This is a genomic window from Candidatus Thiothrix sulfatifontis, from assembly GCA_022828425.1.
In the GTDB taxonomy this organism is placed as follows: Bacteria; Pseudomonadota; Gammaproteobacteria; order Thiotrichales; family Thiotrichaceae; genus Thiothrix; species Thiothrix sulfatifontis.
Genome location: CP094685.1, coordinates 724,250 through 744,373, shown reverse-complemented (window position 1 = coordinate 744,373; position 20,124 = coordinate 724,250). Strand labels below are relative to the sequence as shown.

The window sequence follows — 20,124 nt, the reverse complement described above, 5'->3', positions numbered from 1 at the left end:
GCGGATTACTCGTGGTAAGACATAATGCGGTGGCCGTGGTCTTTCAGATGCTTTTCTTTCAGCATCAGCTTCAGGTCAGATTCCATCATGTCATTCACCAGTGAATTCAGGTCATGCTTAGGAACCCAGCCCAATTTTTCTTTGGCTTTCGTTGGGTCGCCAATCAGCAACTCGACTTCAGTCGGACGGAAATAACGCGGATCAACCGAGACGATCTCACGACCCACTTCTAAACCGTGTTGCTCCGGTGTCGCACCGGTCGCCACTTCATAAACAGCACGATCAAAACCAGCAATCACGCCTTTCTCATCGACACCTTCGCCGTGGAATTCAACCGAGATACCAGCGCGTGCAAACGACATACGCACAAATTCACGTACCTCAGTGGTAACACCGGTCGCAATCGCGAAGTCTTCTGGCGTGTCCGCTTGCAGAATCAACCACATCATTTCCACGTAGTCTTGTGCATGACCCCAGTCGCGCTTGGCAGACAGGTTGCCCAAATGCAGGTCTTTCTGCAAACCTAAAGCAATGCGAGAAGCCGCACGGGTGATTTTACGGGTAACAAAGGTTTCACCACGCAAGGGGGATTCATGGTTGAACAAAATACCGTTACACGCAAACATGCCATAGGCTTCGCGGTAGTTCACCGTAATCCAGTAAGCATACAACTTCGCCACTGCGTAAGGTGAACGCGGGTAGAATGGCGTGGTTTCTTTTTGCGGTACTTCTTGCACCAACCCGTACAATTCAGAGGTGGATGCTTGATAAATGCGGGTTTTCTTGGTCAGATTGAGGAAACGCACCGCTTCAAGGATGCGCAATGTGCCGATACCATCCGCATTGGCGGTGTATTCCGGCATATCAAACGAAACGTGAACGTGGCTCATGGCCGCGAGATTGTAAATTTCATCCGGTTGTACCTGACCGATAATGCGGGTCAAGTTCATGCTATCGGTCATGTCGCCGTAATGCAGCACAAATTTACCGTCAGAGGAATGCGGATCTTGGTACAGGTGGTCAATACGGTCGGTATTCAGTGATGAAGAACGCCGCTTGATGCCGTGTACAATATAGCCCTTTTTCAACAAAAACTCAGCCAAGTAAGCACCGTCTTGACCCGTGATACCTGTAATTAAAGCCGTTTTGCTCATGATTATTCCTTGTTTAAATCACTTGATTGTTAGAAGCGGTTTTGCTGCGCATCAGCAAATACAAAGGGTAGGAAAAGCGTTTCAAATTCATCAAACCCACCGAACGTGCTGCGTATAGCGCGGAAGCCGCCGGTGAACACAGTCCGTTTTTAATTCTGAGCGTAAAATCTTCCTTGATACCTGACAGGCGGCGGCTATTCGAGACCCCTGTCATATCAAAGCGTGACAGAATGAGATCTAAACGCTGCATATCATTCGGGTGCTTGAGCAGATTAACCGCACGCACAATGTAGTCATAGTCAGATGAAATCTTGTACTCAAGATCATAACGCAATGCCGCGTAGCGGTAGTGGAAAAACATCGACTGGTGGCTACAGAACATGCCTTTTTTCAGACTGAAGGTATGCTTTGCAGCCTTGATAACTTCCACGCCATCTGCGAATTCTTCACACATATCACCGTAAACAATGGCGGGGGGTTGCGCCATGAATACCTGGAGCTGTTGGTCTAACTGTGTCAGGGTATCGGCTGCATACAGTGAATCCCCGGAATTCAGAAAACAAAAATAGTCGCACGACCGAATCTGACTAATGCCTTTATTCATCGCATCGTAAATGCCTTTATCCGGCTCGGAGATGTAGCGAATGTTGGGTTGCGCCGCCGACAATTGCTGTAAGTAAGCCGGAGTACCGTCTTTAGAAGCGCCATCAATAACAATACATTCCCAGTTCTGGTAAGTTTGTATCAGTAAAGAGTCAATCGTGCGTTGCAAACCCGCTAAATTATTGTAACAGATAGTAATAAAAAATAACTTGTTATTCATAAATGTATCTCAATACGTCCCGCACCGCATTAAACTCTACTTTTGCATACGGTTGTAAATGTTGTGTACTCGCATCAATCGCAGTAATAGCCGCGTCAATATCTTGCACATGTTCACACACCGCACACAACTGTTTTGATTTCACATAGTTGGCCAACTCAACTTGGTGTTTGTCCGGCCTATCCGTGTTAGGAACCACTAACACCCGTTTTTTATGCTCCAACAACATAAAAATCGTACCAGCTCCTGCATGTGTAATGAAAAAGTCATAATCCGCAAGTTTGTCTTTTAAACTTTTATCAAAATCAAACCAAGGCTTGTGCTGCGGTTGATAACTGCCCTCGCCAGTTTGCAAGGTAATGTCGTAGCGACTTTCCAACTCACGGCTTTCATCAATTTTTTTCACTAACGAGTCAAACCCGGTAGTGCCAGTGATGACCAGGATTCGCGTTTTATTATTAGAGGCGTCCAGCGAACTCAGCGTCACGATACAACTCCTTCAAGGATTCATTTTGAACAAAAAATTTGGTACTGAACGGTGAACACGCCTTACCCGATAAGCTTTTACTGGTAAACCGGCACCAATCTTCAAAAAAGATACGTTTTTTGACCCGCATCACTTTGCAAACCATAAAAACGGGGATGCAAATGCCCGGCCCAAACCCAATCACCGCACGCGGCTGGTGTTGACGTACCAACTTTACCGTCAAGATTACGGCTTTCAGGTAGGCATTCACAAACGCGAGGGGATTGAAGGATTCATTTTTGTGCCTAATGGGTGGCACTGTATGAATTTTTTCAATGGAATCCCCTTTCATCGTTACCGTGTCAGTCACGTGAATGAAATCAATCGTCGGGTCGAGTGACTGCATTTGCTTCATCAGACGCATGGCCTGATCATGATGCCCGCCCTCGCCGTACACAAGCAATATACTGATGTCCATGATCTACTCCTTGCAATCTCACTAGCACCATCAACAGTGCAAATTCTTCCGCGCCGCGTCCTAAAAAATCCCCAAAGGGAAGCATCATAAAATCGGTCAGCAGCAACGCTGTTAAAATAATGGAAAAATTATTGCGATATTTGACAGACAACAGATGCACAATCATGACCATCAAGAACGCTAACGGAAACAATAAAATGCCGTATTTAAACAGCAATCCCGTCAAGCCAATATCCGAGACATACATATTTATCCCGTAGACTGAACGAAATCCCTCATTGAACTGAAGTGACAAAGCGCCGTGCGGCATCAAAAAGTTGCTTAACGCCTCGCCTAGCATCACGTTCAGCTCTTTGTTACGGTGATAATCATAAAAAATTACCGATTCATTAAACGCATACACGTACAAAAAGTAAGAAAGGTAGCCCAATACTGCCACGACAGGAATTAATAGCAGCACACTCACATTAAAATTACTGAGGCGTTGGCGCAAAATAGTGATCCACACCAAGGTCAAGACAATCGCCAAACTCATGCCACGGGTTTGATTAATGTAGAGCATATAAGCTGCCAGCAGGCCAAGCGGAATCACCGCTTTCAAGAATTCGCCACGCGATACTAAATAGAAAGGATACAGCGCAATCAGAAAACCGGCTTCCAAGAAACGGGTAGCAAAGCGCTCATCGGTTGCCACAAAATCATCTGCAAATTGCTCGGCATGTACCGAAAACTCAAAGCCAGCGTTACGTGGAATCAACTCAAACGCATTTGCCGCCGACCAAGCCAAGGCCAGATAAAACAAAGACTTCAAAATCGTTTCCAAATCGGATTCGCCGTAGCCCCTGCGCCCGCCAATTGCCAACATGATCGGAAAGTAGATCAGATACAGCAAGGTGCGGCGTTCTTCCAAAAAACCATATTGCAACGGCTGCTGAAAACTGACGTAAGCAAAAATGGGGGGGATCAGGAATAATAAAGCCACCATCGCCAACAAATACCAATCAATGGTATCCAACACTTCTTGTTTGGCAGCAAGAATATAAATAACTGTCAACAACGACAAACCAATGACCGCTTCACGTAAAAATACCAAGCCAAAGCGGTGGTCATCACTCAAAAAGAACAAACCGGATACCAAGGCCAACGCCGCTATCATCACCCATTTGTCATACGCTGATGCCACTGCCCCCATTTGCGCAGGAGAAACGATCTTCAGAAATGAGGCGTTAATTTGCATACTAATCCCCGTTACTTATTAATAACAGCCAGTATTTTTCGAGCATAATCGGCATGATCAAAATTTTTGACACGCTGCTTACCTCTGATAACCAATTCCGCTGCCAAGGGAACATCACGTAACAATTGCAAGATTTTATCCGCTATGTCAGCCGCATTATTAGGGTCAAAAATCAATGCAGCATCCCCCACCTGCTCCGGCAAAGCCACCACATTAGAGCAACAAACCGGCACACCCAAGGCAAATGCTTCATAAATCGGAATACTGACACTCTCAAACAAGGTTGGCATTACCAACATCTTCGCCATTTTATAGAGGTAAGGAATGTCCTCATAATCAATATACCCCAAATGTTTGACCCAATGCCCAAGGTTTAATGCTTGTATTTTCGCCATCAATTGTGGGTAATAATCTTGCTGTGACCCTGATAAAATTAGCATCACATCCTCATCGGTATCGTTCACAATAATATTGAACGCCTCCACCAACTTCAGGTGATTTTTATGAAACCAACACTGTGCTGGGTAGAAAATATAACGCTCTGGTAATGCATATTTGCGTTGCACGGCTGCAAAATTTTCTGGCTTAGCGGCATAGCTGCGCAAAAAATCCGGGGGAGGCGACTGAATCACTGCCACCTTGTCGCTGGGCGCACCCAGAAAGTTCACAATGTCCTGCTTAACGTAATTCGACTCACAAATGACAGCCTGCGCCGCCTGAGTCAGTGCCCGATTCCGCAGCACCCGTTTAAAGCGTTCCACCCGCGTAAAAGCATGGGGGTAATATTTTTCCTGCATGTCATGTAATGTAAAAATGAACGGCTTTTTCAAAAACACATGCGGATACACCGACGTGGCGGGCGAGAGAAACAAATCAATGTCCGCATACACTTGTTTTTCATCGTCGCGCAGAAAAAACGGCTGACGTATCCCCATCAATAATTGCGAAAAAATAATGGCTTGATTAACACCGGAACGGTTAGAGGGCGACAGCTTCCTAACCTCCAAGCCATAACCATCAAAACGTGTATCGTCTTTGTCGGCGAAAATAATATAGTGATTGCTCTGGTCAACCGCGAGCGCATCCACCATTGACTGGATATATTGAAAAATACCCCCGCCATGCATGGGATAAAAAGTCAGTATGCCAATGTTTTTTTTCATAATAGCGCAACCATTTCTTTACTATTTATCAGCTATCTAAAACGCACTCGCAAGGTCTCGCGAAACAGGTAAAGCAAAGCCGCCCCAACCACGCCCGCCAAGACCATGCCGTCTGTCACAATAACCAGCAAATTACTGTTTATGTACTCGTGCGCATAATTCAACAATAAAACTATCAGCAAACCCACTGCGACAAACACTAAGGTTTGCAGTAGGTACTCCCCAAACTTATGCCCTACATTACGCTGCACCCACCAATAAAAATAAGGCAACGGTAGCAACAGCAAGAACAAGGACAGCGCTGCACCGTTATAGCCATAACGTGGTGTCAATACATACAGGCCCGCTACATACGCGGCGGTTCCCAAGAAAGAGCTAATCGCCGTTACCTTGGCATTCCCTGATCCCTGCAAGACCCAGTAAGCCACCACTGTATTCGATTGAAAGAAAAAATACAGCGCAATAATTTGCAGTGTGAGGGTGCTACGCAACGCGAACTCAGGGGAAATCCACAATTCAAGGAAAGCACCACCGGAGGAAATCAACGCCACGCTAATCGCCATGCTAAACAGGAATACCAACCACATTGCCCGCCGGTATAGCGCCAGCCGCCCGACCTGATCATTCAAACTGGCTAACTCGCTAAAACGCGGGAAGGTAATCTGGCTCAGCACCTGAATAATGCCGTTGGCCATTTGCGCAATCGTATGCGGAATCTGATAATACGTAACCGCTTCTGTTCCCAAAATCGACCCGATAATGAACTTATCCAGTCGGGATACCACGCCACCCAAGAAATTGCTGACAAAAGTGTAAGCACTGAACCCAATCATTTCAGCAAAAATATGCCGATCGAACGACAAGCCCAGTTTCACTCCTGCTGGCAATACCTGACGTCCCAAGGTATAACCACTGATCAATGCTATGACTTGAATAATGACATAACCCCACAAAATAGCGATCAGGTCATAACCGAGTAACACCATCCCAGTCGCCATGACAATGCCCGCAATATTGGCTGAATTTTGAATCACTGCCGGAACATCAAAACGGTGGTAAGCTTTGAAAAGATTAAGGAAAAATTGATTGATGTAACTCAGTAAAAACGCCACCGCCGTCACCGAAAACGCCTTGGCCGCTAACTCAGCTTTCACGTCTTCGTTATAAATCAAATTGCCCAATGGTAAGGCGAATACCACTACCGCGACCGCGATGGCAATACCCAGTACCAAGTACATCAGCAGAGCAATGTCTAAAATTGGTTTAATTTTAATATTTTCGCCCGTCACTTCGTACTGCGAAACGTATTTAACAATCGCCTGCCCCACGCCAAGGTCGACGAAATTCATAAAACCAATCAAGGATATGCAAATAACATACAGCCCATAAACGTCTGTGCCCATGTGCTTAATCATCAGCGGAATTGTCGCCAGTGATGCCAGTAACGGCAGAACATAGCCAAGGCCGCTAAATGCTATGTTCCTCGAAATATTTTTCATTATTTAGAACTCTGAATTTGGCAGATCAGGCTCACCAACGAACCTGATGCCTGCATTCTAACGTCTTATTGGGACATTTCCATGCATTTCCTGACAGCCGCGCATACACGCTCGACATCGCGCTTTTCCATATCAAAATAAGAGGGCAGATTAACGCCCGTTTCATAGATTTGATAAGTGACAGGCGTATGTGTGCCGGGGTAATCAGCCATTTTTGACAGTGGATAGAAATAGGGACGACTATCCACGTCGAATTCACGCAATGTTTTTATAAAAGCATCGCGCGTGGTTTCGTTTGCACCCTCAAGTTCGATGGTCACCATCCAATAAACATTTTTTGCCCAAGGTGCCGTTCGGTTCAAAGTAAGGCCAGACAGCCCACCGAGAGCATCTTGATACCAAGTGAATATTTCTTGTTTCTTTTGCAGAATTTCTTCGATGCGTTCCAACTGTGCCAAGCCCAACGCGGCTTGCAGATTGGTCATGCGGTAGTTGAAACCCACTTCAGTATGCCAATAGCGCTTGGTAGGGCTCATCGCGTGGTCACGCAGGTATTTAGCGCGTTGATACAAAGCTTCGTCATCGGTGGTAATCATGCCGCCTTCACCCGACGTGATCACCTTGTTTCCGTAGAAACTGAAAGAACCGCAATGCCCCCAAGACCCTACTTTTTTACCCGCAATCTCCGCACCGTGCGCCTCGGCTGCATCTTCAATGACCAACAAACCGTGCTTTTCAGCAACTGCCATAATCGCTGGCATGTTCGCCGGGTGCCCGTACAAATGCACCGGAATAATCGCTTTGGTTTTTGGCGTAATGGCAGCCTCAATCGCGGCAGGATCAATGCACAAGGTTTCAGGATCAATATCCACTAACACTGGCAAGGCACCCACGTATTTGGTGGCGTTAGCCGTAGCGATAAACGTTAAATCCGGCATGATAACTTCATCACCAGCCTCAATGCCCATGCTAACCAATGCCAAATGCAAAGAGGTCGTGCCGTTACTGCACGTTAAGGCGTACTTACTGCCGCAGAATTCTGCAAATTTTTCTTCAAACGCCGTGATGTATTCGCCTAATGATGACACCCAGCCTGATGCAATAGCCGCTGTGACATACTCGATTTCTTTTCTCGTAATGGTCGGCCTAGAGACAGGCAGGAAACCATTGTTTTGTTGCAATTGAGTCATTTGTATTATTTCCTATGCTAAACAATCTGTTATCAAGCAGTTTTCAGTTGCAATTGCCTGACCCTTACGGTGTACAGAGCGAACGCAGCCAAGAAGGTCAGAAAAATAGTAACCTCTTGGAAACCGCTAACATGCATTGCTATGCCTGTCGCTGCAAAAAATGCCGACAAAGTGCTGATTTTCACAAGAGCGATCTGCTTACCATCGCCACACTGCAACAAAATATGGTGAAGATGTGTACGGTCAGCCTTCAAGGGTGAATGACCGCGCAAGGTTCTATCCACAATGACTCGCGCCATGTCCATCAGTGGAAAAGCAATCAACCACAGTGCGGTTGCAGCCGAAAAACTAACACTTTTAGCATTGGCCAATTCTTCGGGCGACGGCTGAGTCCCTTGAATCAGCAACCAAACGACTGTGAAGCCAATCAGCATAGAACCCGTATCACCCATGAAAATCTTAGAGATTCTTTTTTCCTTCTCTTGTACCCCCCCAGCAAGGTTGGCAATTAGATAAGGCACGAGGGCACCCGACAAGATTAAGGTCAGCTTCATGTTGGTTATGTCATTATTCTGGGAGAATAGGAATCCCATGCTCACAAAAGTAACAAGTGAAGAAATACCCAACAAGCCGTCAATTCCATCTATCATGTTGAATGCATTGATAGCAGCCAGAACAGCCAGCATTGTCACCAAATAGCCAAGTGCTTCTGCCAGATCGACGCCTGCGGGCGTCCCAAACATCGTTCCCAAATAGTGAATGTACATTCCGCTACCCGCGCACATCAGGGCGGCAACCACCATTTGCACAAACAACCTTAATCTAGGCGATAGATCTTTAACGTCATCCGTTACCCCTAGCGCCACAATAATGCTGCTGCACACCAAATAAGTCAGCGAACTGTTGTTCGGCGTGATGAATAGCGAAATACCCATCACCAAGCCAGCGAACATGGACACGCCACCTATTAACGGAATTTCACCCTTGTGGAACTTACGTTCCGCATTCGGCATATCCACCAAGCCAAACTTAACCGCAAAAGGGGTAAGCAGCAGAATGGATAACGCCGATATAAAGAAAACCAACAAAAAAATGCCCGCAAAACTCACTGGAACCTCCTGTTCACAAAAGCGCCTTATTCGTTTCTACAGATACGTCAAAAAACTTGGGCGCTGAAACGCTACCGCCACAGCCGGATCGTGTCCGACCTCGCAAATACCGCGCAAAAAATCGTTGCATCCTTGACATTCATGTATCCTCAGCACTACCCGACATTCGTGCAAACACCCTGCGAAAAACACACACCCTATTCATGCCCAAAGGGTATTAACTGCTTCTCGTCAACGAATTATTTACACGCTTAATCAATGATCTAGCAGGCACGCTTACTTATGAGCACAAGCAATTAAAAACACTTATAAGCAAACGCTGCCAAACCCAAAGATAGACTCCAAACTATAGAAAAAATTTATAACACTTCTGCTTTTTCACAAAATACATCATTTAATTGATATATAAACATAAGTATAATGTTTTATGGGAATATAGCAACGCTGTCTATCCATGAAAAAGCGCATTTCATCAAAAAAACGTATTAAAATTTACTTATTTAATCAAATTTTGACCAAAAAATACCAAAATTATTGACCAAAATATCGACGCTTGATATAAGTAAATCGTATAAAAACAAGTAACCTTAATGCTTTCAGTGACAAACTATAGTTCGTTTCCACGCAATTTCCGCTGATTTTTTCAGTTTTCAATGCATTCTTTTGATCGAAAACAAACGAATGATCTTGTTAAATTATCGACCAGATTAATCTGATTAAAAACCAAACAATAAGCTTGAATTATAATCAAACACTAAAATCGTCCCGCACACGTCGATCAGCCAACGTGCGCTGGCGCGAGGCAATCAAAAACCGTTAAAATACACACACTCAATGCACACATAAATACTGAATCTTATGGAAAAACCCGCAGCGCACATCCTCTCGCCACAACATCAGCGCGAAGAAACCACCATTGATGAGCACATCCGCCCGCGCCGCTTGCAAGACTACATTGGGCAACCCGTGGTGCGCGAACAAATGGAAATTTTCATTCATGCCGCCCGTCATCGCGGCGAAGCCTTGGATCACGTCCTGATTTTTGGTCCACCAGGGCTAGGCAAAACCACACTCTCCCACATTATCGCGCATGAAATGGGTGCTAACCTGCGTCAAACTTCCGGGCCAGTTTTGGAAAAAGCGGGGGATCTCGCCGCCTTGCTGACCAACCTCGAACCGCACGATGTGTTGTTTATCGACGAAATCCACCGCCTCAGCCCGATGGTGGAAGAAATTCTTTACCCCGCTTTAGAAGATTTCCAACTCGATATTATGATTGGGGAAGGCCCCGCTGCACGTTCCATTAAGCTTGACCTGCCGCCCTTTACCCTCGTGGGCGCGACGACGCGGGCAGGCTTGCTGACCTCGCCATTGCGGGATCGCTTCGGGATTGTGCAACGCCTGGAATTTTACAATGTTGATGATTTAGCCTACATCGTGCAACGCGCCGCCAGCATCATTGGCGCCAATATCGACGCCGGTGGAGCGCAAGAAATCGCCCGCCGTTCACGCGGCACACCGCGCATTGCCAACCGCTTGTTGCGCCGAGTGCGCGATTACGTGCAAGTCAAAGGCAATGGCATTATTGACACGGAAATGGCAGACAAAGCCCTGAATATGCTCAATGTGGATAATCAAGGTTTCGACCACATGGACCGCCGCCTGCTATTAGCCGTGATGGAAAAATTCGACGGTGGCCCCGTGGGTGTAGACAGCCTCGCCGCCGCGATTGGTGAAGAACGCGGCACGATTGAAGACGTGCTCGAACCCTTCCTCATCCAACAAGGCTTTTTAATGCGAACCCCGCGTGGGCGAGTCGCGACCCGCCATGCATGGCAACACTTTGGGCTGAATATTCCCGCCCGTTTCAACGTAAACGCGACTCCAGCGGATCAAGCAGGCAACAGTTTTGACTTATTTGAATGAATTTATCTTCCCGGTACGGGTGTATTACGAAGACACCGATGCCGGTGGGGTGGTGTATCACGCCAATTACCTGCGTTTTATGGAACGCGCCCGCACCGAATGGCTGCGCACCTTAGGCTTTGAACAAGACACATTGGCACAAGAATTGAATGCCGTTTTCGTGGTGGCTGGACTGGAAATTGCGTACCGCAAGCCCGCCCGCTTCAATGATGCTTTGTTGGTTAACGCCAAAATCGACACCATCGGGCGTGCTAGTTTACTATTCAAGCAAGAAATTTGGCGCGAAGGCAGCAATAATTCGCGTGAACTCTTGACAACTGCCAGCGTCAAAGTAGTCTGTGTCAATATGGGCACCTTTCGTTCAATGACAATTCCGACAGCAATCAGGGAACTCCTTCAGTGACAACAGACCTCTCCATACTCAAGCTGATCATGGATGCCAGCTTGGTCGTCAAAATCGTAATGATCTTACTCGTCTTGGCTTCACTGCTATCTTGGACGCTGATTATGGTGAAATCCAGCACCATTAACAGCACCCAAAGCAATGTCACCCAATTTGAAGAACGCTTCTGGAGCGGGGTTTCACTGAACTCCTTGTACGAAGAGTTGTCTCAGAAAACACAGCGGCGTGGGCTGGAGCGAATTTTTTACGACGGCTTTCACGAATACAAACGCGCCCTTAACACCGACCCGACCTCACGACTCTCGGTCACGGATTCGGTACAACGCTCCATGCGCGTTGCCGCCTCCAAAGAAGTCGATGAGTTGGAAAGGAATTTAGCGTTTTTGGCTACCGTCGGCTCAACCAGCCCGTATGTCGGTTTGTTTGGCACGGTATGGGGAATCATGAACTCGTTTATTTCACTCGGACAAATGCAGCAAGCGACCCTCGGCGTGGTTGCCCCCGGCATTGCGGAAGCGCTGATTGCGACCGCGATTGGTCTGTTTGCGGCCATTCCTGCGGTCATTGCTTATAACCGTTTCAGTGACAAAATCGACCGTTTGGTGGTGAGTTACGACAATTTCCGCGAAGAATTCACCGCCCTGCTGGAACGCCATGCTGTTACCCAAAGGAAACTGGCATGAGTAGCCCGCGTCGTCGCCGTAAAATCATGGCAGAAATGAACGTGGTGCCTTACATCGACGTCATGTTGGTGTTGCTGGTTATCTTCATGGTGACAGCCCCGATTATGCAAACCGGCGTGACCGTCGACGCCCCCGATGCCCAAGCCGAGCCGCTGGATGCCAACAATCAACAAGAACCGCTCACCATCTCGGTCGACGCCAGCGGCAAATTGTTTCTGGATGACGGCTCAGAAGTCCCGGCTGCCAACGTTACCGCCTACGTCAGCAGCCAATTGGACGCCAAAGCCGAGCGCCCCGTTTACGTCAAGGCCGACAGCACGGTCGAATACCGGCATTTAATGAATGCGATGGTCGCCGTTCAACAAGCCGGTGCAAAAAAAATCGGCCTGATGGCTGACCCTGCACCGCCCGACCAACCGTGAGCTGATCTGCGAAGGGCTACAAGATCATGTTTAAAGAAATACGTAACAAACCACAAGCACTCTTCTGGGCCATTCTGCTGCACGTCCTGATCGTCGGCGTGTTACTGCTCAGTTTTCAATGGACCGACCGACCAGAGACCGCCGAAAGCAAAGCCGTCGAAGTCACGCTGCCCGACGCCCCCATTCCCCCCGAAGCGGAACCCAATACCAGCGAACCAGAACGCACCGCATTAACCGCGACAGAAGATGCCTCCCCCGAAAAAGCCGAGCCAACCAAGGCTGATGCAGCAGCGGAGGCAAAAGCGGAAGAGCAAGCCCAGCAACAAGCCATCATCGCGGCAGCGGCGGTCACTGCGGCAGCACAAGCCAAGCAGCAAGCCGACGCACAACGCAAAGCACTGGCAGCAACCAAAGCCAAAGAAGCCGAACGCGAACAAGCAGCCGCTGACAAAGCCGCCAAAGCCAAAGAAGCCGCTCGTGAACAATCCGCCGCCGCGCGGCAGGAAGCCGCCGCCGAAGAACGCGCCAAAGCCGAAGCACGTCGCCGGGCAGAAGCCAGAGCCGAAACCCGCCGTGCAGCCCTAGCCGCCGAAAAAGAAGCCGAACGCAAACAAGCCAATGCAGCCAACAAAGCCAAGGCAGAAGCCGAAGCGAAAGCGTTGGCAGAAAAGAAAGCCCGCGAAAAAAGCAAAGCCGAAGCCGCTGCGGAAGCCAAAGCCGAGGCAAGGGCTGAAGCAGCAGCACAGGCCAAAGCTAAGGCAAAAGCCGAAGCAGCGGAAAAAGCAGAGGCCGAAGCAACCGCCAAAGCCAAATCCGAAGCGCTTGCCCGTAAAAAAGCCGACGCCGAAGAAGCGCAATTGGCGGCTGACCGTGAACGCTGGAAAGCCGCCGAAGCCAAACGCAAAGCCGCTGAAGAAGACGCCCGCCGTGCCGCCGCAGCCGCTGCCAATGCAGGCCCTAGCAACAGCGAATTGAACGCCGCCCGCGCCGCATGGAAAGCTGCCGTCAACCGCAAAATCAAAGGCAACTGGAACAAACCCGGCGAACGCTTCGGCATGTCTGCCACCATTCGCCTTGGCATTAGCCCATCGGGTGGCATCCGGCGTTTCACCTTGTCTTGTGATGGCAGCACCGCGTTTTGCGAGTCGATCAAAGCGGCGGTGCAGCGTTCCGACCCGTTTCCACGTCCCGAATACCAAGAACTGTACAACGATACTCACGTTATCACGATGGATTAACCGCAATGCACATGAAAACAACCTTACTCGCATCTGCCCTACTCGTCACAGGGCTTGGCTTACCCGTTACCTCTTCGGCGGAAGAGTTATTCTCACGCATCGACATTGATGCCACCGTCGGTGAAACCAGCATTATTGTGATGCCGTTCAGCCCCATGTCCAAAGTCATCGAAGCTGACCTGCAACGCAGTGGGCGCTTCGCGCTGATGGATCCGGCACGGGCGGGTGGCAATTTCTCCCCCGACGCTTTGCGTGTCACGGGCGCAGAATACGCCGTGGTCGGCACTCACAGCGGTGAGATGAATCTGCAACTGGTCAACCTGCGTACCGGGCAAGTGGCTGGTGCTTTCCGCATTCCCACGCACCCGAATGAACGGCGCATGGCACACAAAGCCGCCGACTTGGTGTTTGAAAAACTTACCGGGGTGAAGGGCGCATTCGACACGCGGATTGCTTACGTTTCCGCCAGCGGGCCCGCCAAAAATCAAACCTACCAGTTGATCGTCTCGGATGCGGATGGCTTTACCCCGCGCACCATCGTTTCTTCGCGCAAACCCGTGATGTCCCCCAGTTGGTCGCCGGATGGCAAGCAAGTGGCGTATGTTTCCTACGAAACGGGGCGTCCGGTGGTTTATGCGCAAGATTTAGCATCCGGTGGCAAGCGCACCGTTTCTGACCCGAACCGCTCCAGCATTTCCCCGTCTTGGTCGCCGGATGGTCGCTCGATTGCTTACAGTGTTGCCGAACGCGGTAATTACAATATCGTGGTCAGCGGCGCGAATGGCGATGGCGCACGCCAAATTACCAACACACGCGGCATTAATGCCGAGCCACAATGGGCCGACAGCAATACCATTGTGTTTACATCTGACCGCAGCGGACAACCGCAACTCTACAAAACCACCGCGAATGGTGGCAGCGAAAGCCGGATGTCATTCAGCGGCGGCTACAATGCCGGAGCCAGCATTGCGGGCAATAGCGTCGCGATGGTGCGGCAAAACGGCGGCACATCCAGCATCACCATTATGGATGCCGCCACCAAACAGGAACGCACCATTTCACGCGGCACCCAAGACGATTCCCCTGCCATCTCCCCCAATGGCATGATGGTGTTGTACGCGACGGATGCCGGTGGGCGTAACTCCTTGGCAGTCGCCAGTGACAATGGCAAAGCCCACCAAAGCCTGTATTCACAGGCGGGCGATGTACGCGACCCCGCATGGTCGCCCTATCTTGATTAATGAATAGCGAGATGAGTGTTATGAAAATGAAAACATTGGCTTTTTCAGCCCTGATTGCTGCGTTGAGCATCACCGGGTGTCAACAAGTGCCACCGAATGCCGCTGGCACGGGTGGCACTGCTGGCGGTGGTTACGGCACAGGTGGCGGTACCGCAGGCGGTGGTTACGGCACGGGCGGCTACGGCACAGGTGGTAATTACGGCAATGGCTACGGCACCGGGACTGGCACGGGTCAATACACCCCGGCAGAGCTGCGCAACCCTAGCAGCATTCTGGCGCAACGGGTTATTTATTTCGATCTCGACCGCGCTGACATCAAGCCGGAATACATGAACGTCCTCAATGCTCATGCTTCTTTGCTGGCTGCCTACCCTAATTTGCGGGTACGTTTGGAAGGCCATGCGGATGAACGCGGCTCACGCGAATACAACGTTGCCTTGTCGGAGCGTCGGGGCTATTCGGTACTCGATTACATGCAAGTCAAAGGCACTAGCAGCAACCAGATGGAAGTCATCGGTTACGGCGAAGAAGTTCCGGCGGTTTTCGGGCACAATGAAAGCGCGTGGGGTAAAAACCGCCGCGTCGAAATCAAATATGCCGGAGAATAATGTGATGCAAAACCAGCTAAACCGCAGCGTCCTCGGCGCTCTGGTCGCTACGCTGCTGGCGGTTTCCCCTGTCGGAGCAGCACCGCTCTCGGATGAGGCTGCGGTGCAATTACTGCAACGGGTCAATGAACTGGAGCAGGAATTACGCAACCTACGCGGTGACAATGAAAAACTGCAAAATGAGTTAGAAATCGTGCAGAAAAGTCAGCGCGACACCTTTCAACAAGTCGACGAACGCATTGAAAAACTGCAAGACGCCAGCCCAGACACAGCGGCTCAAGCAGACAAAGCCGAACCCACGCCAGACAAAGTGCTCGATAACACCGATGTAGACGCGCTCAAAGCCAAAGAAACCAAACCCGACCCCAACGGTTTCTACAGCTACGGCACCGACAAGTCAGATGACAAAAACCCACCGGCTGGTGCGGGTAAAATCACCGACACCAAGGTCGATAGTCCTGCTGACAAAACCGCTGAGTTACCCGGTTTACCCAGTGCAAACAAAGCGCCGGATTCCAGCACCACAGCGGATAAAACCCCAGCACCTGAACGCGAGGAGCGCTCGGTGTATGACGACGCGTTTAAAACTTTGCTGCAAGACCCCAAAGAAGCCGTGCCGGAATTTCGCGCTTTTCTCAAGGACTATCCCAAAAGTCCGCTGGCTTCCAGCGCACAGTATTGGGTAGGCGAAGCGCTGTACGCTGAAAAAGACTTCAAAGGCGCGATTGAAGAGTTTTTAGTGGTACTCAAAGAGCACAAAGGCAGCGACAAAGCGCCCGATGCCGCCCTCAAACTCGGCTACAGTTTTTACGAACTGAAAGACTGGGAAAAAGCCCGCAAAACCTTGCAAGACGTGATCAGCTTCTTCCCGGATAACGCCGAAACCCGCAAACTGGCGCAAGAGCGCTTGGATCAAATGAAGACCGAGGGGCATTAAGCCCCTCTTTTTTTAATCAGACTGACAGCTTCTCCTGCAAAATTACGCATTTTTGCATATAGTTATCGGGCATGGATGCCCATTAAATAACAGCGGAGACGCGCATGTTCGGCAAAAAAAGCCCCAAACCAGCCCCTGAATTGGATCTCGCGCAGGTGTTACCCCCTGTGCCATTGAAAACCGCCGCCGCCCGGCGCTTCATGGAATTTTGCCAACACGACTTCCAAAGCCATACCCACGCGGATGGTTTCGACCCCAAGGTGTATGCAGACGCGGTCGCACTGGTCGTGAACCGCCTCGAAGCCACGCGGCACATGGAGTAAATCCGATGATCATCACTGCCATTAACGCCGAAAACTTCCGCAAATACCAACACCTGCAACTGGAAAACCTGCCAGAGCGTGGCTTAATCGCGCTCACTGGCGGCAATGAATCCGGCAAAAGCAGCATTGGCGACGCCATCCAATTCGGCCTGTTCGGGCGCACCGAACAAGTAAAACCCGCCGACGCTGCCAAATTGATTCACTGGGGAGCCAGCCAAGCCAGCGTTGCCTTGCGCCTGCAACACCGGGGACACGAATACCGGCTCATACGTTCCATCGACACCGAGGGCAATGTTGCCGCCACCCTGTTTTCCACCGAAGAAGAAGTCACGCTGGCAGATACCCCGGAAACGGTGGAACGCCAACTCAAAGCGCTGTTTGGCTACTATTACGGCGCATTTTCTACCGCGTTTTATTGGGGGCAACAAAGCAGCAATAGCAAGGAAGGCGATAGCGACAACCTCCGGGCGATTGCCGGACTCAAAGAGCACGCCACCCTCAGCAACCAACTGGAACGCGAACAACAAGAACGCCTCGATACCCTCAAGGCAATGGAAGGGCGCTGCAAACACACCTTGCGTTCCATCGACACGTTTCACCTTGATGACACCCAATTGCCGCGTCTCCAGGCCATCGTCACCAATGTGGAAGATCGCCAGCAACAACTTACCCTGATGGCGCAACGGCTCGACAAAGAATCACTCGCCTACCCCAATAATCTCGATGCCTTTCAAAGCGTTGACCAACACAGCCGTAAAATCGGACGTTGGACAAAAACCACTCTCGTCGTCTTCCTATTGGCATTGCTGGTAGGCTTATTCCTGATGTTCACCCCGGAATGGGGCAAGGATTTGCTCGGCAATCTCTCGGCCTCATGGCAAGACACACTGGGGCGGGGGGCAATCCGCCTCGCCTCGATTGCGGCTTTGGTGGGCGCAGTGCTATTGGTTTACGGCTGGTATGTGGAAGTGCGCCGCTTGCGCCCGCTACAAACCCACGCCAATCACCTCGCCGCTGCCATGGAAAACAGCTACCAAGCCTGTACCCAGCCGGTTAGCCGCCAGCTCAACACCGATAGCGTTGATTATTTGGTCGAAAAACACCTCGATATGCCAGACACCAGCACCAACCATCCCGACATGGCGTCGATTCCAGAGTGGATACACACCACGCGCCTGTACAAAACCAAAGCACTTTACGTGCACAGCGCGGCGGATACCCTCAATGTCGGGCTGACCAACCGTCGCGCCGAACTGGGAAAACACCTAGACACGGCGAAGGCCGAAATTCTCACCGCCGAACAACAATTGGAACACCGCGCACACTTACAAGCCTTGGCAACCGAGCAAGAACAAGCCTTGGAACACGAACGCCGCCAGCACGTCGTCACCAGTACTGCCATCGACTTGTTAAAGCGCGATGCCAGCCACTCGATTGAACGCTTCAACCAATTGGTCAAAACACGTTGCCCGGAATTGCTGCAACGTTTCACCCAAGCGCATTACCAATCGCTGGAAATTTTGCCCGATTTCAGCCTCAAAGTGTTGTCGGAGGAAAAAGGCGATTACCTCGATTTCAATGAAATTTCGACCGGCACGCAACGCCAAGTGGCTTTAGCCATGCGCATTGCACTGGCGAATGCATTAGCCGATGCCACCAAAACCGACAAACAAATGCTGTTTTTGGACGAACCCTTTGCCTTTTTCGACCCAGAGCGCAGCAATAACACGCTGCACAGTTTGGTGGAAACCAGCAAAGGCGTAATGAGCCAAATTTGGCTAACCGCGCAAACCAAGCCGGAAGGTGTGCCGTTGGCGCACCACATCCAATGTCAGCAAAGTGGGCATACCCTAAAGGCATAGAGGCTTTCCTCTTTGCGATTTATCAACCTATAATCCCCTCTGCACTACAGTTAGAGGAGAGGTTATGACGTTTGATAATTTTGCATCCGCGCAGTCATTTTTGCTGATCGCGGGCTTTGTGATTGCCTTCATCATGGGGGCAATCGTTAATAAAACCCATTTTTGCACCATGGGTGCGGTATCCGATTGGATCAATTTGGATGATACCGGGCGTTTCCGCGCTTGGGGTTTGGCGATTGGCGTTGCCATGCTTGGCGTTGTGGTGTTGGAAATGGCGGGGCTGGTGAACGCCAACGGCTCTTACCCGCCTTACCGCAACGGGCAACTGATTTGGGCAGAAAACTTGCTGGGCGGTATTTTATTCGGTATCGGCATGACCATTGCCGGTGGTTGTGGAAATAAATGCTTGGTGCGCATTGGCGCGGGCAACCTTAAATCCATTCTCGTGTTCCTGATTATTGGGGTGGTGGCCTATTTCATGCTGAACCCGTTCCCCGGTTCGGATAAAACCTTGTATTCGCTATTATTTTACCCATGGCTCAACCCTTTGGCGGTGAATCTGGGCAATTCGCAAGATTTGGGCAGTGTCATTGCGGGCGAAAGCAATGCATTGAGCGCCCGTTTAGTGATTGGGTCGATTATCGGGCTGTTTCTGGTGTGGCTGGCGTTCAAATCCAAGGATTTTCGCAGCATTGGTGATTTAGCCCTCGGCGGCATTGCAGTGGGTTTGTGCGTGTTAGCCGCTTGGTATGTCACCAGCAATATAACGGTCAGCATCGACGCGCAACCCTACCCACTCACGCAATATTACGGCGAATGGGATATGTTGGCGGAGTCAGAAGATGGCAAACCCGCGATTGGTGCCGCGCTTGCCGCGCAATCGTTCACCTTCATCAATCCAATGGCGCAAGCCGTTGGCTACACGGCAGGCGGTTTCAACAGCAATCTGTTGACCTTTGGGGTCATGGCAGTGTTTGGCGTGATGGCGGGCTCATTCGCTTGGGCCTTGGTTAGCCGCAGCTTCCGTATCGAATGGTTCGCGTCCGTGGGCGATGTGATTAGCCACGTCTTGGGCGCTATCCTGATGGGGATTGGTGGCGTATTGGCGATGGGTTGCACGATCGGTCAAGGCGTTACGGGCTTGTCTACCCTTGCGATTGGCTCGTTCATTGCTTTTGCGGGCATTGTGTTGGGCAGTGCGCTCACCATGAAAGTGCAATTCTACCAAATGATGTATGAGGAAGAAGCCAGCTTTGGCAAAGCATTGATCACTGGATTGGTCGATTTGAAGCTTTTACCCGAATCATTGCGCAAACTTGAAAAAGTTTAAACGAAGTGGCAGAAAAGACTTGAACCCAAAAC

The 20,124-nt window shown here is 50.1% G+C and carries 20 protein-coding genes; 11 read left to right on the top strand and 9 right to left on the bottom strand.

Going from position 1 to position 20,124, the window contains the following annotated elements:
* Positions 1-5: 5 nt before the first annotated feature.
* From gmd to L3K52_03725, 9 genes are all read right to left on the bottom strand, one after another.
* Positions 6-1,154, bottom strand: coding sequence for a GDP-mannose 4,6-dehydratase (gene gmd, locus L3K52_03765; protein UOG92855.1), 1,149 nt, complete (start codon positions 1,152-1,154; stop codon positions 6-8).
* 13 nt (positions 1,155-1,167) lie between these two features.
* On the bottom strand, positions 1,168-1,977 hold the full coding sequence (locus L3K52_03760; protein UOG92854.1) for a glycosyltransferase: 810 nt from the start codon (positions 1,975-1,977) through the stop codon (positions 1,168-1,170).
* Entirely contained in the window at positions 1,970-2,464 is a 495-nt protein-coding gene (locus L3K52_03755) for a hypothetical protein (protein UOG92853.1), read from the bottom strand. Before L3K52_03755 ends, L3K52_03760 begins: the two co-directional genes overlap by 8 nt.
* Complete coding sequence (locus L3K52_03750) at positions 2,436-2,921, bottom strand: hypothetical protein (protein ID UOG92852.1); 486 nt, start codon at positions 2,919-2,921, stop codon at positions 2,436-2,438. Before L3K52_03750 ends, L3K52_03755 begins: the two co-directional genes overlap by 29 nt.
* On the bottom strand, positions 2,875-4,158 hold the full coding sequence (locus tag L3K52_03745; protein UOG92851.1) for a hypothetical protein: 1,284 nt from the start codon (positions 4,156-4,158) through the stop codon (positions 2,875-2,877). The genes L3K52_03750 and L3K52_03745 overlap by 47 nt, the downstream gene beginning before the upstream one ends.
* A gap of 11 nt (positions 4,159-4,169) precedes the next feature.
* A complete protein-coding gene (locus L3K52_03740) occupies positions 4,170-5,321 on the bottom strand; it encodes a glycosyltransferase family 4 protein (protein UOG92850.1) in 1,152 nt (383 codons plus the stop codon).
* 32 nt (positions 5,322-5,353) lie between these two features.
* The gene (locus tag L3K52_03735) at positions 5,354-6,820 is read right to left on the bottom strand and encodes an oligosaccharide flippase family protein (GenBank protein UOG92849.1); all 1,467 of its coding nucleotides are present in this window, start codon (positions 6,818-6,820) and stop codon (positions 5,354-5,356) included.
* Positions 6,821-6,885: 65 nt separating this feature from the next.
* Entirely contained in the window at positions 6,886-8,010 is a 1,125-nt protein-coding gene (locus L3K52_03730; GenBank protein ID UOG92848.1) for a DegT/DnrJ/EryC1/StrS family aminotransferase, read from the bottom strand.
* Between the two features lie 32 nt (positions 8,011-8,042).
* On the bottom strand, positions 8,043-9,119 hold the full coding sequence (locus L3K52_03725) for a hypothetical protein (protein ID UOG92847.1): 1,077 nt from the start codon (positions 9,117-9,119) through the stop codon (positions 8,043-8,045).
* Positions 9,120-9,977: 858 nt separating this feature from the next.
* Between L3K52_03725 and ruvB the strand changes: the two genes are divergently transcribed.
* From ruvB to L3K52_03670, 11 genes are all read left to right on the top strand, one after another.
* Entirely contained in the window at positions 9,978-11,045 is a 1,068-nt protein-coding gene (gene ruvB, locus L3K52_03720; GenBank protein UOG92846.1) for a Holliday junction branch migration DNA helicase RuvB, read from the top strand.
* Positions 11,038-11,448, top strand: coding sequence for a tol-pal system-associated acyl-CoA thioesterase (gene ybgC, locus L3K52_03715; GenBank protein UOG93962.1), 411 nt, complete (start codon positions 11,038-11,040; stop codon positions 11,446-11,448). Before ruvB ends, ybgC begins: the two co-directional genes overlap by 8 nt.
* Positions 11,445-12,131: a protein TolQ gene (tolQ, locus tag L3K52_03710; protein ID UOG92845.1), complete on the top strand. Its 687-nt coding sequence runs from the start codon at positions 11,445-11,447 to the stop codon at positions 12,129-12,131. The genes ybgC and tolQ overlap by 4 nt, the downstream gene beginning before the upstream one ends.
* Positions 12,128-12,553, top strand: a complete 426-nt coding sequence (tolR, locus tag L3K52_03705) for a protein TolR (protein UOG92844.1) — start codon at positions 12,128-12,130, stop codon at positions 12,551-12,553. The genes tolQ and tolR overlap by 4 nt, the downstream gene beginning before the upstream one ends.
* 26 nt (positions 12,554-12,579) lie before the next feature.
* The gene (gene tolA / locus L3K52_03700; protein ID UOG92843.1) at positions 12,580-13,791 is read left to right on the top strand and encodes a cell envelope integrity protein TolA; all 1,212 of its coding nucleotides are present in this window, start codon (positions 12,580-12,582) and stop codon (positions 13,789-13,791) included.
* 5 nt (positions 13,792-13,796) lie between these two features.
* On the top strand, positions 13,797-15,032 hold the full coding sequence (gene tolB, locus L3K52_03695) for a Tol-Pal system beta propeller repeat protein TolB (protein UOG92842.1): 1,236 nt from the start codon (positions 13,797-13,799) through the stop codon (positions 15,030-15,032).
* Positions 15,033-15,052: 20 nt separating this feature from the next.
* Positions 15,053-15,640 (top strand): peptidoglycan-associated lipoprotein Pal, encoded by a 588-nt coding sequence (gene pal, locus L3K52_03690; GenBank protein UOG92841.1) that lies wholly within the window; start codon positions 15,053-15,055, stop codon positions 15,638-15,640.
* Positions 15,641-15,644: 4 nt separating this feature from the next.
* Complete coding sequence (gene ybgF, locus L3K52_03685) at positions 15,645-16,577, top strand: tol-pal system protein YbgF (protein UOG92840.1); 933 nt, start codon at positions 15,645-15,647, stop codon at positions 16,575-16,577.
* A 104-nt stretch (positions 16,578-16,681) separates the two neighbouring features.
* A complete protein-coding gene (locus L3K52_03680; GenBank protein UOG92839.1) occupies positions 16,682-16,900 on the top strand; it encodes a hypothetical protein in 219 nt (72 codons plus the stop codon).
* A 5-nt stretch (positions 16,901-16,905) separates the two neighbouring features.
* On the top strand, positions 16,906-18,762 hold the full coding sequence (locus L3K52_03675) for an AAA family ATPase (protein ID UOG92838.1): 1,857 nt from the start codon (positions 16,906-16,908) through the stop codon (positions 18,760-18,762).
* Between the two features lie 64 nt (positions 18,763-18,826).
* Positions 18,827-20,092, top strand: coding sequence for a YeeE/YedE family protein (locus L3K52_03670; protein UOG92837.1), 1,266 nt, complete (start codon positions 18,827-18,829; stop codon positions 20,090-20,092).
* The last annotated feature ends 32 nt before the right edge of the window (positions 20,093-20,124 follow it).